The sequence below is a fragment of the Gracilibacillus pellucidus genome, assembly GCF_033949965.1.
Taxonomy (GTDB): Bacteria; Bacillota; Bacilli; order Bacillales; family Amphibacillaceae; genus Gracilibacillus; species Gracilibacillus pellucidus.
In genome coordinates this window covers 224788-241739 of sequence record NZ_JAWZSR010000001.1, presented here as the reverse complement: position 1 = coordinate 241739, position 16952 = coordinate 224788, and the positions used below count along the sequence as shown (strand labels likewise).

The window sequence follows — 16952 nt, the reverse complement described above, 5'->3', positions numbered from 1 at the left end:
CTGGACACTTTGATCGCTCTTCTTTACCAGGCAAAATCAATCGCTCTTAAAAAAGCTTTCGCGATAATGGTATGGCCAGTATGATCTGGGTGAACCCGATCCCATGCTATTGTCGCTGGATAAACATGCTCTAGCAAATCATTAAACGCTTGTTGTGTATCAACAAATATTGCTTGATATTCATCCGCGAGTCTTTTCACCACTTGACCATATTCATCCATCTTCGCACGCATCGGATCATTCATGTTTGCTTCAATATAATATGGTGTCATCAATACTATTTGCTTCACTTTTGGCTTTGTTTGCTCGATCAATTCACGATATATCTTTTCATATTGTTCCAAGTACACATGTTTTTCTGGAATAGTTGGCGTATCGAATTGACGCCAAACATCATTAATACCGATCATTACTACTAGCCAATCTGGATGCTGATTCAGGACATCCTCTTGCCAACGCATTTGTAAATCTTTCACCGTATTTCCCGATATACCTTTATTAACAACACGAATACCAAGCTCAGGATAGGTTGATTGTAATAAGCCATCAATAATCGCTACATAACCATTCCCTAAAGCTTGAAACAGGCCCTCTCCTTCTGGCTTGGCGCGATCACAATCTGTAATAGAATCCCCGATAAACAACAACTTTTGGTTATGTTCTAGTTTCATCGTTCAATCACCACCTCTTTTGTACCTCGTTCAACAGATACTTTTTTCAGTCCGATAATCTCGATATGATAAGCCTTTTCAAGTCCTGCTGTTTTTACATTAATGTTATTACCCTTACGTTCTGCTATTACAGATGCAACTTGCTCACCTTCAGCGTTTACAAGTGTTCGCTCAGCATGCTCTCCATCTGATAGCTCGTATATTTTTAACGTTACCTCATTCGTATAATCATAGACTGGATTTTCTTCACTTGTACCGACAGGCAATATCGTATTAGGTCGTACAAAAAGTGGTAGGCTAAAGTAATCATACGATTCTTTTATCCATGTACCCCCTTCAACTACTTCACCTGTCAAAAGGTGTGTCCATCTACCTTTTGGTAAGTAAAAGGAGCCTAGCCCTGCTTCATTAAAAATTGGGGCTACAAGAATAGAGTCTCCCAACATATATTGTCTGTCTAATGTTTCGCATAATGGATCTTCTGGAAATTCTAGTAGCATCGAACGCATCACTGGGACACCTGTCTCACTGTTTTCGACTGCTTGCCCGTATAGATAAGGCATTAACCGATTTTTCAACTTGGTAAAATGGCGAGCAACATCAACCGCTTCTTCATCAAAATTCCATGGTACACGATAAGATGAACTACCGTGGAAACGACTATGACTTGAAAGTAAACCAAATGCTGTCCACCGCTTGAATACATCTGGTGTTGCAGTATTTTCAAAACCACCAATATCATGACTCCAATAGCCAAATCCTGAGCTAGTTAACGATAATCCACCACGTAAGCTTTCAGCCATCGCATCGTAGGTTGAATCACAATCTCCTCCCCAATGCACAGGGAATTGTTGTCCAGCAGCTGTTGCTGCACGCGCAAATACAACCGCTTCTTTTTCCCCTTTTACTTCTTTCAATAAATCAAACACTACTTTGTTGTATAAAAAAGCATAGTAGTTATGCATTTTTTCTGGATTTGATCCATCATGATACACTACATCTGTCGGAATTCGCTCACCAAAATCCGTCTTAAATGAATCAACCCCCATATCTAGTAGCGCTTTCAGTTTTTCTTTAAACCAATCACATGCATCTGGATTCGTAAAGTCAACAATCCCCATACCAGCCTGCCATAAATCCCATTGCCATACATCACCATTCGGTTTCTTCAGTAAATAGCCTTTTGCCATTCCTTCATCAAACAAAATCGACTTTTGTGCGATATATGGATTAATCCATACACATATTTTTAAGCCTTTGTCTTTTAATCTTTTTAACATACCTTCTGGATCAGGGAAATTACGACGATCCCAAATAAAATTACTCCACTCAAATTCTTTCATCCAGAAACAATCAAAATGAAAAACACTTAACGGGATACCACGTTCTGCCATTCCATCCACAAAATGATGGACTGTTTCCTCATTATAATCAGTCGTAAACGATGTGGATAACCAAAGTCCAAATGACCATGCAGGAGGAAGTGCTGGCTTTCCGGTTAACGCGGTATAACGACTAACCACTTCTTTAGGGGAAGGACCATTAACAAAATAGTAATCTAAGTATTCTCCTTCCACACTGAATTGTGCGCGTGAAACGGTTTCTGATCCTAATTCAAAGCTTACTTCTTCAGGGTGGTTAACGAAAATACCATAGCCTTTACTACTTAAATAAAAGGGAATATTTTTATACGATTGTTCTGAACTTGTTCCACCGTCCTTATTCCATATATCAACGGATTGACCATTTTTCACAAATGGGGTAAAACGTTCACCAAGACCATATAGATGCTCACCTACACCGAGACGTAATTGCCCCCGCATATACGTTTTCTCCTCTGGTCCATCAATCCATGCAAGTGCTTTACTATCTGCATCAGTTAATGTTCCGTTGTCATTTACGAATCGTAAAGCAAAGTTTTGTTTGTCAATCTGCAATCTCAAAGAGCCACTTGTAAAAGTGACATGTGTATCTTCCTCTTGCACTCGAATCGTCTTTATGTTATCCGCCACCTCGAAAAGAGGATAGTTTGCTTTTCCCCCTTTAAAATGCCATGTTTCTACCCGAATAACCTCCTCAATAGGTGTCGATATTTTAATCGTTAGTAATGGACCATCCAGTGTATCACCACGATGGTTTAAATATTTGCATGGCGCATAAAGTGTAACAGACCCATCTAACGCTTCTACCTCATGAATTAACTTTGGAAAGTGTATGTCATATCCTTCTCTTACTAGCCAGTTACCATCTGTAAATTTCATTTCGCTTCTTCCCCCTTTATGAAAATAAATGTCTCTTTTGGTGCTATATTTATTTTTCCTTGATAACTTTCACCTGTAAGTACATTTGTATATGGACGTTCAGCAGTGTCAAAACTTGCTATCTCGTTGTTGTGATTCATCACAAAAATAATCGTTTCTCCATTTTTCTCCCGTGCAATCACTTCTACTCCTTGTTCAGACTCCATCTCACCCACAATATCATTGTCTGCACAAATCGTATCGATGAAGTCCTGTACGAATGCTTGTTCAGGACTTGAAGCAATGTAGTAGGCTTGACCATTTCCATATTTATTCCTCGTTAAAACCGGCATTCCTTTGTAAAAATCCGAACCATATGTTGCTATAACTTCCGCTGATTCTGCATGGATCAAATCAAATAATAGATTGCATGTATAATTACCTGAAAGGGATCCCACTTTTTCTTGCATCACTATTTCATTCGTACTAGTAGGTTCTAATGCATCAATTTCCTCTGCCCATATACCTACTAGTTCTCTTAATTCTCCTGGATAGCCACCTAAAGTAACAAGATCATTCTCATCTACCACACCACTAAAGAATGTGGTCACAAAAGTACCTCCACCTTGAACAAATTGTTTCAATCGCTCCGCATGTCCTTGCTTCACCATATATAAAACAGGTGCGATAACGATATCATATGGAGTTACATCTTCGTCAACACCAATCATATCTACTGGAATATTCCGCTCGTAAAAGGCATTATAATATTTGTGCACTTCTTTTACATAATCTAATGCGACAGACGGACCACTCGATAACCCGATAGCCCAGCGATTTTCCCAATCAAAAACAATGGCTACACGCGCATTTATACGACTATCGATTATTTTATCTTCAAGTTGGATTAATTCTTTTCCTAACTGGGCAGATTCACGGAATACACGAGTATGCTCATGTCCGACATGTTCGATTACTGCTCCATGATATTTTTCCGTTGCCCCCCTTGAACGTCTCAATTGAAAGAACATAACAGTATCTGCACCATGTGCGACTGCTTGATAACTCCACTGTCTCATCACACCAGGTCGTTTTAATGCATTGTATGGCTGCCAATTTTGCTGACTAGGGGTTTGCTCCATTAACATAAATGGCTGACCACTCTTGAGCCCGCGCATTAAATCATGGGTCATCGCTGTCAGACTTACTGGTGTATCAATAGACGGATAATTATCCCATGATACTATATCCATTTCTTTGCCCCATTTAAAATAATCAAGTTCTGGATAGAGTCCCATTAAATTCGTTGTAATCGGAATGTCTGAGGAATGCTGCTTAATTGCATCACGTTCCAGCTTAAAAACTTCTAATAAACTATCAGACTGGAAACGACGATAATCTAATGAAATACCTTGAAAATTAGTATTTTGACCACCTTGCCATTCCTCACTTAAACCGTTTGGTACAACGATTTCATCCCATTCATAAAACGTGTGCCCCCAAAATGATGTATTCCACACTCGATTGACTTCCTCTATTGTTCCATATTTTTCTTTTAGCCAAACTCGGAAGGCTTTTTGACAATTGTCACAATAACAATATCCACCATATTCATTCGATACATGCCAAGCTACAACTGCAGGATGATCGTTATAACGCTCTGCTAATTTATTGGCCATTCGTACTGCATATTTACGATATGTTGGACTATTCGGACAAGAATTATGCCTTCCACCAAATTGTCTTTTTCTTCCTTCAAAATCCACTCGCCTTATATCAGGATATCTTTTGGCCATCCATGCTGGATGTGCTGCTGTACTTGTAGCAAGGCAAACATATACACCGTTTTCATATAACCGATCGAGGGTTTCATCTAACCACGTAAAATGATAGGTCGTTTCATCTGGCTGATTAAGTGCCCATGAAAACACATTAACTGTTGCTACATCAATACCTGCCAACTTAAACATTCGCATATCTTCCGAAATGGTCACATCATCCCATTGTTCTGGATTATAATCTCCACCATACCAAATCTTTGGTAATCGATTGTTTATCATACTGTTTCCTCCTCTAAGCATTTATAAAGGGCACCTAACATACCAGCGTCATTATGATGTTGACATGGCTCAATTTCTACCTCAATATCTCGCCATGACGGAATCATCGAAAGCGCATCAGCAAGCTTTGTGTATAAATCGTCCCTGATGCTAATAGCCCCACCAATTAAAATTTTTTCTGGGTTTAATGTGGCTGCTATATTAAAAATCCCGTAGCTAACATATTGAAACCATTGATCAAGTATATCTTGCACAGGTTGCTCCTTTCGTGCAGCATGAAATACTTCTGCTCCCTCTACAACATCATCTTTTCCTAACCCTTTGAATTGTTTATACTGATCAATGAGTGCACTTGTTGAAGCAAGTTCATGCATAGTTTTATAACCAGTTTTCATCCCATCGACGATCATTAGACCAAACTCTCCTGCTTTACATGTATGACCAGTTACTAGCTTGTCATTCACAACAATACCTCCACCGATCCCTGTTCCAATCGTCATACAAATAAAATTTTGACAATTGGTTGCATTACCGATTAACTTCTCTGCTAAAGTAGCACAATTTGCATCATTTTCGATTACAATGGGCACTGTTACCTTTTTTGCTAATAAATCAATGATATTTTTCCCATGTAAAACATCGATTGCTCCAGCGAATTCTGCATATCCAGTTGTAGAATCAATAAAGCCTGGAAAGCTTATCCCGACTTTTCTAATTAGATATTCCTCACCTATTTCGATTACTTTATGCTGTAAATCGCTAATAAATGCAGCGGCATGATCACGTCTAGTTGGGAATTGATCTCGGATAAGAAACGTACCATCTGCTTGAAGTACCCCATACTTAATATTGGTTCCACCTATATCAAAACAAAGATATACCATCCCCATCACTTCCTGTATTCGTTATGTAAAAGTTCAAGCCTGATTAAACATCAGGCTTGATCCAAAAACAAGCTTTCTGACTACTGATTATTTCGTTCCCCAAAGTTCCATTACGTCTAGTGTTTTTTGGGTCATTGCTTCATTTGCTTTGTCAATATCCATTGCTTCTAATTCATCGATCATTGAATCCCATGCTTCGTCGAAGTCATCCGGGCTACCTAATACAGTTTGCGTAATCCGTTGTTCGGTTAAATCATCTGCTTTTTGCTGAATGATCTCTAAATCACTTCCAGATTCAATCGAGTAGTTAGCGACTGTACCGTGGTTAGAAACACCTAATGAGTCAGTAGAAGGGAACCACTCAATCCAGTTATCCATACCATATTCAGCCAATACTTCTTTTTCAGCATCATTAAAGTTCTCAATAATATCTTGTTCAGAATCTGGTGTAATAGGTTGACCATCAGAATCTAATGCACCATTCCCCCATTGTGGATATGGATAGACATAGTACCCTACACCTGTCTCTTTTGGATAATCACTATCCGTATTCATACGCTCCCGATCTTCTTCCTTCATCACGCGCTTGCCATCTACTACATCATAGTTTTCGCCTTCTATTCCCCAGTTAACAAGTATTTGTGCTTCTTCAGACGCCATCCAATCTAAAAATTCAAATGCTTCTTCTTGACGCTCACTAGTTGCAGAAATAGCAATTCCCCAACCTCCCGCAAAACCATAATCTTTCAAGCCTTGAGACTCATATTCATCACCGAGCGTAACAGCAAGCGGAGCATACGTTTTCCACTCGTTGCCTGATGATACAAGTGCTGCATCTGCATCACCAATATTCCAATCTTGATCAGCAATGCTTAATACTCTTCCTGATGACAATTTCGAAATATACGTATCATGTGTTTGCGTAAATGATTCAGGGTCTAATAATCCCTTATCATTTAATCCATTTAACCATTTAAAATATTCTTTCATTTCTGGAAGTAAAAATTTATAGGTTGTTTCACCTGTTTCATCATCTACCGCCCATTGCCCATCATCTGTTAATCCTGCCGCAAAGCCTGCTGGGTTACCAACTGTAATTAACCAACGCCAATCACTACCTAAAAGTGATAATGGAATGGTTGGTTGCCCATCAATTTCTGGGTATTTTTCATAGTATTCTGTAATGGCATCCTCATATTCTTCTAATGATGTAATCTCTGGATAACCTAATTCACGTAAAACATCTAACTGAATTTGAAAAGTACCACTTGTTTCCCAATAAGCATTTTCCACTCCATATGTTCCCACGGTATAAATACTCGGATCATCTACAGAATTTCTCAGACGATCGATTTGCTCTCCATACATCGCTTTCAAATTATCGCCTTTCTCTTCAATTAAATCATCCAACTTAATAACGCCGCCCGCTTCTATTAATTTCCCAATATCACCTTTCGCATAAATTAAATCTGGATAATCACCACTTGCGATCATTAACGGAATCGCTTCATCATTTCCACCTACAGGATAATCAATTTCTAACTTAATTCCTGTTTCTTCGGTAATTTTTTGTGCTACAGGATCATCGAATGATTTTTCCTCACCATCTGCACTAAAGAAAGTTAGTGTCAGCGGTTCATCACCTGATGTATCATTGGTATCTTCCGATTCTTCTCCTTCATTACTAGTATCTGTATCAGAAGTTGAATCAGCGTTACAAGCAACTAACACAGATACTGCCAACATAAATAATAAAGACAATAATAAAATGGATAGCTTTCTCTTCATGTTCTTCCCCTCCACTTTTCATGAAATTGTATATTAATTTACATTAATACCTAACTCTTTACTGCACCTAATGTTAAACCTGTTACGAAGTACTTTTGTAAAAACGGATAGACTAACAATATTGGTACAGTCGCAATAATCGTGATCGCCATCTTTATAGATTGTGGATTTGTCTGTCCGGCAATAACTGCCGCATTTTGTGATGTAATATCTCCACTTGAGACATTAGCATTATCCAATATTTTCATTAATTCAAATTGTAACGTCGTCAATGCTTCATTATTCCTCGCATATAAATACGTATCAAACCAACTGTTCCACTGCATCACCGCTAAAAATAGCGCAATGGTGGCAATAACCGGTAAACATAGCGGAATAATAATTCGACTGAAGATAGTAAAATCGTTCGCGCCGTCCATTTTTGCTGATTCTTCTAATGCAGCTGGTAAATTATCCATAAACGACCGAATGATAATAACGTTAAAAGCAGATATAAGCATCGGCCAAATATATACACCAAAATCATTAATTAATCCTAGTTGACGAATTAACATATATTCAGGTATTAATCCCCCACTAACAAACATAGTTAGTACGAGTAAAAACCCAACGAAACCATTGAAAACAAAATCTCGTCTACTTAATACATAGGCAAGCATCGTACTTGCAACAATACCCGCAATCGTTCCTATAACCGTTCGCAGGATAGACATGAGAAAGGCCTTGAATAATCTATCATTGCTACCGAATATCTCTTGATAATTAGCAAATGTAAACTCGCGTGGCCAAATATGAATACCACCTCTTGCTGTATCTACCGCATTATTTAACGATATCGCCAATATGTTTAAGAATGGATACAACGTGATAACAATGATAAATAACATAAAGACAGTTAGTACTATATCAAATGTCGTCCATTTTCTCTTTTTCATCTGACAAACACTCCTTACTGCTAGAATACACGTCCTTCACCAATTCGCTTAGCAAAGCCGTTACATATTAAAATGAGAATGACACTAATTACTGATTTAAATATCCCTATCGCTGTACCGAATGAGTATCGGAACATCCCAATACCATAGTCTAGTGCGTACAGGTCAATAACTAATGCTTTTTCCGCAACGATATTGTTTCCTAACAACATCTGCTTTTCAAATCCGATATTGATTAAATTACCGATATTTAAAATAAGTAAAACGATTATGACAGGGCGTATACTAGGCAACGTAATATGCCACATTTGACGCCACCTGCTCGCACCGTCTACTTTAGCTGCTTCATAAAGTTGCGGGTCTACTCCAGCCATTGCCGCTAAATAAATGATGGCATTCCAACCTGTTTCTTTCCAAACATCTGCGGCTGTTACAATTCCCCAGAACATATCTGGTTTCGCCATAAAATTGATTGGCCTATCTAAAATCCCCGTTCCTACTAAAAGATTGTTCATAATCCCTTCTGGTGAAAGCATCGTAATGACGATATTTGCTACAATTACCCACGAAACGAAGTGGGGTAAATAAGAAATGGTCTGTGTCCATTTCTTCAACGTCAAAAATCTGACCTCATTAAGAAGCAGGGCAAATGCAATGGCAGAAAGTGTACCAAATACTAGACCGAGAATCCCCATTCCTAATGTATTTTCCAAAGCTCGATAAAACATTGGCTCATTAAAAAGATCCCGAAAATGTTTAAGTCCTGCCCACTCCTGCTCGAAAATACCGAATTGTGGCTTATAATCTTGAAATGCCATAATCCAACCTGCAACAGGAATATACTTAAATACAATTAACCAAATCACAAATGGCAAAGACATTAATAATAATGCTTTTTGCTTACTTAATCGTTTAAAAAATCCTTTCTTTTCTGGTGAGGGTCCTCGTTTTTTCCCCTTATGCGACGGAAAACTTGGCTTCACCGTTGGCATTGAAGATGGTGATTCTGATGAATTTTGTTGTGCTTCTGCCGCTTGGTTGATTCGACTCATTTCTCTCTCTCCTAACCTACCAGTCTTTATTGAAAGCGTTTTATTTATTGTTTTCATTATATTAGATAACGTTTTCTTTAAAAACCAGACAAATGAGACATAAAAACCAGTAAAAAAGAGAGGTAGGCCTATAGTTTGATAGTTGACCAAAATGATTTCCACATCCAAAACGAAATTTTTCAAAAATATACCTTACGTAGTAATTTACTCAAGGTTAAATAATTCCATAGAAACTAGTGCTGTGCCCTGCTTATCATCCTTCGTTAATTTAGGAAAATGATTTTTTCCCTTATATTCAACGCAAAAAAGTGAGAGTGTATCATATACGCACAGTGAAAAAATAACTAGATGCGTATACTACATACACTCTCACATTGTTGTATCTAACTATTCATTTTCAATACAGATCATTTTACCTAGGCAAACCTGTAATTGTCTTCGGTTCTAGAAACTCTTCTATACCATAGTCTCCCCATTCACGGCCAATACCTGATTGTTTAAATCCGCCGAATGGTGCAGTAAAGTCTTTATCACTATTGTTAACAACTATTCTGCCTGCGCGAAGACTTTTAGCTACTTTCGTTAATTTTTTTGGATCATTACCGACAACATAGCCCGCAAGTCCAAAAACAACATCATTAGCAAGCTCAATCGCTTCTTCAATCGTTTCATATGTGAAAACGGTCATGACAGGACCAAAGATTTCTTCCTGTGCAAGCGTACTTTCGTGATCGACATTTGTAAACATCGTAATCCTTGAATAATACCCTGTATCTAATTCTTCCGGTTTACCTTCCCCACCAACAATCAACTCAGCACCACTATCTATGCCTTTTTTTATATAGTCCTGAACGATGTCCCACTGCTCCTCGGAAACCTGTGGGCCAGTAAATGTATGCTCGTCTTTGGGATCACCAACAGGGTATTCGTCCACTAGTTCTTTCACTTTCTTAACAAATTGATCATGCATGGCTTTCGGTATAAAAATACGTGTTCCTGCCGTGCAGACCTGTCCTGTATTGGTAGCAATATTGGAAATAGCTGTTCGAGCAGCCACCTCAATATTGGCATCATCAAGTACAACAATCGGAGACTTTCCACCTAGTTCTAGTGCAACTTTTTTAATATCCTCTGCTGCATTTTTCATAATAGTTGTACCAACCTTACCAGAGCCTGTGAATGATACAAAATCAATATCCGGATGGCTACTAATTCCGTTCCCAATTGTTGATCCCTTACCATTGACTAAGTTCACTACCCCTTTTGGTACACCGGCTTTTTCTAGTACTTCTACAAGTAAGATGGATGCAAATGGTGTGTTGGATGCTGGTTTAAACACTACCGTACTACCAGCAGCAAGTGCACTAGCTAATTTAGTAGCAATCTGATTGGTAGGGAAATTCCATGGTGTAATTAAACCAGCTACACCGATCGCATCTTTTTGAATATAAGAATTCTCTCTTTCTTCCGAAAATGCAAAATTACGAAGAACTTCTGCTGTTGCTTTAAAATGGTTTAATCCCATTTGATATTGAACCTTTTCCGAAAAAGAGACGGGAGAACCAAGCTCTTCTGTGATAATTTTAATAAAATCATCTTTTCTTTTTTCATATTCGTTAGCTATTCTTTCCAGCAATTTAATACGTTCTTCTTTTGATGTTTGAGAAAAAGTAGGAAAGGCTGCTTTTGCTGCTTTGACTGCCATATCTAAATCTTCTTTTGTTCCGGAACTGATTTCACCAATTTTCTCCTCTGTGGCTGGATTGATAACATCAATTGTTTCACTTCCCGTTGATTCAACCCATTCACCATTAATATAGTGTTTTGTATAGTTGTACATTGTTTTCCCATCCTTTCTTTTATTTTGGGCGTCACAAAAACAATTCCCTTTATTTGGGTATATAAACATTTGAGAGAAGCGGATCTGTTCATCCTAGCAGCTTTATGCATTTGTTTGGTCACTAACTTAGATGCCTCTTCTCTTAATATCGATTTTTATCTTCGTAGCGCCCACTCTATCACTTGATCAAGCTTTTCTTTTTTCATGATAAAGTCTATTCTTTCGTTATTGTCTTTCCTAATCGCTACTTCCTTATCTGATATATTTAGAAAATCGATTTTATTTTCAATGGATTGGCCATTCTCGTCTGTTAGTTGATAGACAATCGATACTTCTGGCTCCTCTTCTACGATTTCTCCATCATATGTTCTGTCGAAGCTTAGTCCTGCGATTTTTTTATATTCATTACGAAAATTCTCTGTATCTTGTTTTTCTCCATCAAGAAAAACAGATGTCACTATTTCTTCACCATCGTCGTCATGCTTGAATGTATAGGTCACCTGGGTTTCTTTCGTTACAATGGTAAGTTGATCAACCACATCAAGGGAAAGAATATGAACAAAGTGATCGATCATCTCATAAGCACGGTGACTAAATGGATTTAGTCGTTCAGCAAGTATTTTATATATCTCTTCGCTATTCTCCAATTGCACATAATACATATTATTTACAGCAGGATCACCAATATTTAGCCTTTCTTCCCTTTCCCCATCTGAAAAGGTAATCGAAAAATCAACATTTTCTAAACCATAATCACCAGGCTCTTTCACCTGTTCTACTTGTTCGAGTTGATCAATCCCTAGTAGAATATCCTGTGCATGAGAAAAATTTACACTATAAGCAGAGCGGAAGGGCTGGTATACATACCAGCCACTAACATGCGCTAATGATTCTACTTCCGAGAACGGACTATCTTTACGTAACTGGATGATTTCCGTCCCATTATCAATCTCTATTTCTGTGATAGCAGATGATGGCATAGATAAAATGCTATTATCTACTAATGCATGAGATTGAAGCGGTATACTTTCAATAAAAGCACGATCAACGGCATATATTATTTCATTATCCTTATGTTCGACATAATAGTTCTCACCTTGTTGATCCATTGCTCCAATTGCAAGGCGTTGTACACTCCCATCCATATCGCTAAAAGAAACTACTACCTTCGGAAAATTCAGTTGTACATTCTTTTTTTCAACGGATACCTGATCACCAGTCATATCCTTCATGGCAGACAAGAAATGATTGATTTTGGTTGCATCTTCTGATCGATCTACACCTTCTACATGCCAGCCATCCTCTTGCTTCATTAAAGATACCTTTTCCTTTGCATTCACTTTAACGGAAGTGACAGTTTCAAAGTGTTCGATCACTGTTTCTACTTGGTCATCTTTTGCAACGGAATGTTGATTCAACTGAACAATCACCATTAAAAACGCGGATAGAATAACTACACTGCTAACGATATATATAACGTTTTTTTTATTCTTCATATTTTTCATCCCTTTATTTTTGAGCTAATTCTTCTTGCATTAATTCAAACGGTTTCTTCATATTAAACATAAGAAAAAAAGCAGCAGTACTCATACAAAACCAAATCGTAATACTTGGGGCAGCATAATAAATAATCGCTAAAGAAATAAGTGTTGTGATATGCAATAAAGTCGTTTTAAAGTAGCGAAATATTGCGTAAATCGATACGATAAATAGATTTTTCAGCTTTACTTCAAAGCGGCTCATAATAGGGAAAGCGTATAACAAAATAAACAAAGAAAAAATGAATAACAACAGAAACACAGGTGAGAGTATTGGTAAGAATTGATTAGCATAATATATATCAACAATTAAAACGGTGAGAATCGTCCATTGTATAAACCAATATTTCGTTGATAGACGAAAATTTTTCTTATAATAAGACCAAAAATCTTTTGTCGGGTTCAGATCACGCTCTCGAATCACTTTCCCCATCGTTGCATACAATGCTGCTAGCGATGGACCTGCTGGTAATAATGTAAGATAAAATAACAAGATATTCTGAACTGTCATCTCAACGAACACAAAAGCCACTAAAAATAAACTATTTGCTAACATAAAATGAATATTCGTTAGTAAAAAATAATAAACATATTGAATTGCTGTAAATAATGGTTTCTCCATTACTGTCTGAGCCATAGTAATCTCTCCTTATACGTGTTCTATCCGATTCTGCTTTTGAAATTCTTTTGGACTTACACCCGCATATTTTTTAAACTTTTTATAGAAATAATCGTTATTGGCATAACCGACTTTTTCAGAAACTTCATATACTTTCATCTTCTTCTCTATTAAAAAATACTGTGCTTTTTCCATCCTAACTTTATCTAAATAATGATGAAAATAATCACCAGTTTGCTTTTTAAATTTCTTTCCTAAATAAGAGCGATTGTAATTAAATAGTTCCGCAATAACTTTTAAATTCAAATCTTTATAATAGAATTGCTCAACAAACTCTATGATTTTCTCAATTGTGTTCTCTGGGTTACACGCAAACCCATTTAGCTCAGAAGATGTTTGGCGTAGCTGTTGTTCCACAGAAACAAGTAACTCTTGCAAAGTATGTGAGTTCAACAACATATCTGTCATTTGCTCAACCGATGGAACAGATACCTCTTGATGATTTTTAGATAATGCTAGATAAATATCTTTTGTTAATTCCACTAACTCTGTCACAACTCTTTCTCGTTGATAGTGGTTTTTCTGATAATAATGCTCTAACTCTTCCAAGTACGTATGGAGTTTATCCTGCTCATCAAATTCGATTACACGACACACGTTTGTTATCCAATCATCGGGTAATATTTGTCTTTCTATTCTCTGTTGTTTATTGGTGATCATCGTTTCATTACCATAAACAAAGTAGAGCTTCTGTAATTGTTTCAATTCATTTATTTTTTCAGGTAGTTGTTCAAAAGGGATGTCTTCTTCCAATAGTTGAAATTGATGTTGCTTACTAGTAAGCAACCTTGAAATAGATTGCAATTGCCTTTTCATAGCCGCTATATCTGTACCTGTAAATAACAAATACAGCACTTGATTGCTCCAAACATATTTAAATAAATGTTCTGTCGCTACATTCGACTCTAACCAACGTTTTTCAATTGGTTCAACAAATGTCACACTTGCAATCTGAAACATCGTATTTGTATATTGGTCTAGGACATAATGTTTTTTTCTTCTTTCCTCTAAATATATTTTCCACGCTTCATTTTCTGTCATCGTTTCATATTGGTCGAGTTGAGAATAAAGCAAGTTCTCCTCCGTACATTTCTCATGAAGATCTTGAATGAGAGAAACTAATTCATCTTCATCCACAGGCTTCAATAAATACGATTCAACGCCTAATCGAATTGACTCTTGTGCATAGGTAAAATTAGAGTAGCCTGATAACACCACAAACTTACACGAATATCCTTTCTCTTTCACTTGCTTTACCATCTCGATCCCGCTTAAACCTGGCATTCTGATATCAACAAATACAACATCCGGCCGTAGTTCTTTTATTTTTTCTAAACCTACTCGACCGTTATTAGCTGTTCCTACAACTTGGTATCCATAATATTGCCAATCAATAATCGAACGAAGGCCTTCTCTAATCAGCGGTTCATCATCGATAAGCATCACCTTTAACATTTAACCTACCTCCTTCTGTTCTCCTTTTATCTTAGGAATTGTTACAATCATTGTTGTACCCAAGCCTTCCATACTTTCTAAATCAAGTCCGTACTTTTCTCCATAATATAGTCTTAAGCGTTGATGTACATTGTGTAGGCCAATACGTTGACCATCTGAATGGTATTCGTCATCGTCTAATCGATATCTAATTTCGCGAACTGATTCTTTCGTCATACCAACACCATTATCTTTCACTTCTACTTGAATATGTTCGTCTTGCTCTTTCAAGAGAATTTTTATAAATCCTTTATCCTCTTTTGGCTCTAAGCCATGAATAATGGCATTCTCTACAATAGGCTGAATCAATAGCGGAAAAATATAATATTGTGTCACCATATCTTCTATCTCTAATTGATACCTAAATTTATCTCCAAACCGTAATTTTTGAATTTCTAAATAATGATTGATTAAATCTATCTCAACTGTTATTGGAACAGGACGATCTGTCCTTTCCAATGCCGATCGCATCATTTTACTTAATATTTTTACGATTTTTGCAACTTCACGATCCTCATTCAAAATCGCCTTCATTCTAATCATTTCTAATGTATTGTAAAGGAAATGTGGATTAATTTGACTTGCTAACATTTTAAAGTCCATTTCCTTTTGTTTGCGCTTCCATTTTTCTTCTTTAATTTTATGGATATATACTTCATTAATTATTTTCTGTATACTTTGCGAGGTTGTCATTAAATCTCGATATACTTCACTTATTTCATCATGTCCATGTATATCTTTTTGGATTTGAAAATCACCTTTTGCTACTTGATACATCGTTGTTCTTAGTTGCTGAATCCTTTTGTGAAAACTTCTAATAAAGACACCAATTAACATAATTGATACGGTTAATACACCAATAATTACGAGTAACCCTTGCGTGTAAATTTCATTTGGCTCCTTCATTACAGCTTCAACTGGGATAACAGTAGCTATTTGAAACCGATTGTCAAGTGATTGATCTGGTTGAAAATCATGAACATTGATTTTTACGTGTTCTTCCTCATATTCTGTATCTAAAATATAACTTTCACTTGCTTGCGATTCTTGAGACAAAAATGTTGTCTTTTTCCCGATAGATTTACTGTCCGTACTATATACAATTACGTCATTGTCAAGCGTTATAAATGCTGGATATGGTTCACCTTCTACAATAGATTTTAACATGTCATTAGATACATAAAGAGCTAAGACTCCCAGTAATTCATTGTTTTGACCATAAACAGCTCTTGTTAGGGCTAAGTAATCTTTTCCCGTCCAATAGTCTTCCATATACACCCATGATATACGACCATTTTTGGCTATAGCTTCTTGATACCACTTTTCTTGTTTAACGATGGAATCCGCATAGATGAAATGTGAATCCGTTATCATATCTTTATTCATAAAAAATTGAATCGTTTCAATTTCATCGTAGTATTGTAGGAAATCATTAAATACGGGATATTGATTATAGGCATTGTACATATCGAGAGTTGAAGCATATTCATCTTCTAATAGCTGTTTCATATTTTGGTTGATATAGACCATGTCTGCAATACTGATCACACGGTTAAAAGTGGTTTGCAAGCGCATCTCAAGCTTATCTACATTTGATTCTGCTTCACTTAATGAATGATTTAGCACAATATCTCTCGTACTATAATTCAAGTATGCCCCGACTAAAAGAACTGGGATTGCTGTGACAATCAGATAAATACCCAATAATTTATGTTTTACTTTTACTTGTTCTATTAAGGAAAGCCATAATGTCTTCAAAAACAAAGTGAAT

12 protein-coding genes are annotated in these 16952 nt (G+C 36.8%); all 12 read right to left on the bottom strand.

Annotated elements, in window-relative coordinates:
* Nucleotides 1-23: 23 nt before the first annotated feature.
* On the bottom strand, nt 24-671 hold the full coding sequence (locus tag SH601_RS01090) for an SGNH/GDSL hydrolase family protein (protein WP_319956372.1): 648 nt from the start codon (nt 669-671) through the stop codon (nt 24-26).
* Nucleotides 668-2932 (bottom strand): alpha-xylosidase, encoded by a 2265-nt coding sequence (gene yicI, locus SH601_RS01085; RefSeq protein WP_319956371.1) that lies wholly within the window; start codon nt 2930-2932, stop codon nt 668-670. Before yicI ends, SH601_RS01090 begins: the two co-directional genes overlap by 4 nt.
* A complete protein-coding gene (locus SH601_RS01080) occupies nt 2929-4971 on the bottom strand; it encodes a beta-galactosidase (RefSeq protein ID WP_319956370.1) in 2043 nt (680 codons plus the stop codon). Before SH601_RS01080 ends, yicI begins: the two co-directional genes overlap by 4 nt.
* Nucleotides 4968-5855: an ROK family protein gene (locus tag SH601_RS01075; protein WP_319956369.1), complete on the bottom strand. Its 888-nt coding sequence runs from the start codon at nt 5853-5855 to the stop codon at nt 4968-4970. Before SH601_RS01075 ends, SH601_RS01080 begins: the two co-directional genes overlap by 4 nt.
* Nucleotides 5856-5942: 87 nt before the next feature.
* On the bottom strand, nt 5943-7643 hold the full coding sequence (locus tag SH601_RS01070) for an ABC transporter substrate-binding protein (protein ID WP_319956368.1): 1701 nt from the start codon (nt 7641-7643) through the stop codon (nt 5943-5945).
* Nucleotides 7644-7693: 50 nt separating this feature from the next.
* Complete coding sequence (locus SH601_RS01065) at nt 7694-8578, bottom strand: carbohydrate ABC transporter permease (RefSeq protein WP_319956367.1); 885 nt, start codon at nt 8576-8578, stop codon at nt 7694-7696.
* Nucleotides 8579-8598: 20 nt separating this feature from the next.
* Nucleotides 8599-9570 carry an ABC transporter permease gene (locus tag SH601_RS01060; RefSeq protein WP_319956832.1) on the bottom strand — a complete coding sequence of 324 codons (972 nt, stop codon included), beginning with the start codon at nt 9568-9570 and terminating at the stop codon, nt 8599-8601.
* 472 nt (nt 9571-10042) lie between these two features.
* On the bottom strand, nt 10043-11470 hold the full coding sequence (locus tag SH601_RS01055) for an aldehyde dehydrogenase family protein (protein WP_319956365.1): 1428 nt from the start codon (nt 11468-11470) through the stop codon (nt 10043-10045).
* A 155-nt stretch (nt 11471-11625) separates the two neighbouring features.
* Nucleotides 11626-12966 (bottom strand): DUF4340 domain-containing protein, encoded by a 1341-nt coding sequence (locus tag SH601_RS01050; protein ID WP_319956364.1) that lies wholly within the window; start codon nt 12964-12966, stop codon nt 11626-11628.
* Nucleotides 12967-12979: 13 nt separating this feature from the next.
* Entirely contained in the window at nt 12980-13645 is a 666-nt protein-coding gene (locus SH601_RS01045) for a YesL family protein (protein WP_319956363.1), read from the bottom strand.
* A gap of 12 nt (nt 13646-13657) precedes the next feature.
* On the bottom strand, nt 13658-15142 hold the full coding sequence (locus tag SH601_RS01040) for a response regulator transcription factor (RefSeq protein WP_319956362.1): 1485 nt from the start codon (nt 15140-15142) through the stop codon (nt 13658-13660).
* Nucleotides 15143-16945 carry a sensor histidine kinase gene (locus SH601_RS01035; protein WP_319956361.1) on the bottom strand — a complete coding sequence of 601 codons (1803 nt, stop codon included), beginning with the start codon at nt 16943-16945 and terminating at the stop codon, nt 15143-15145.
* Nucleotides 16946-16952 lie beyond the last annotated feature (7 nt).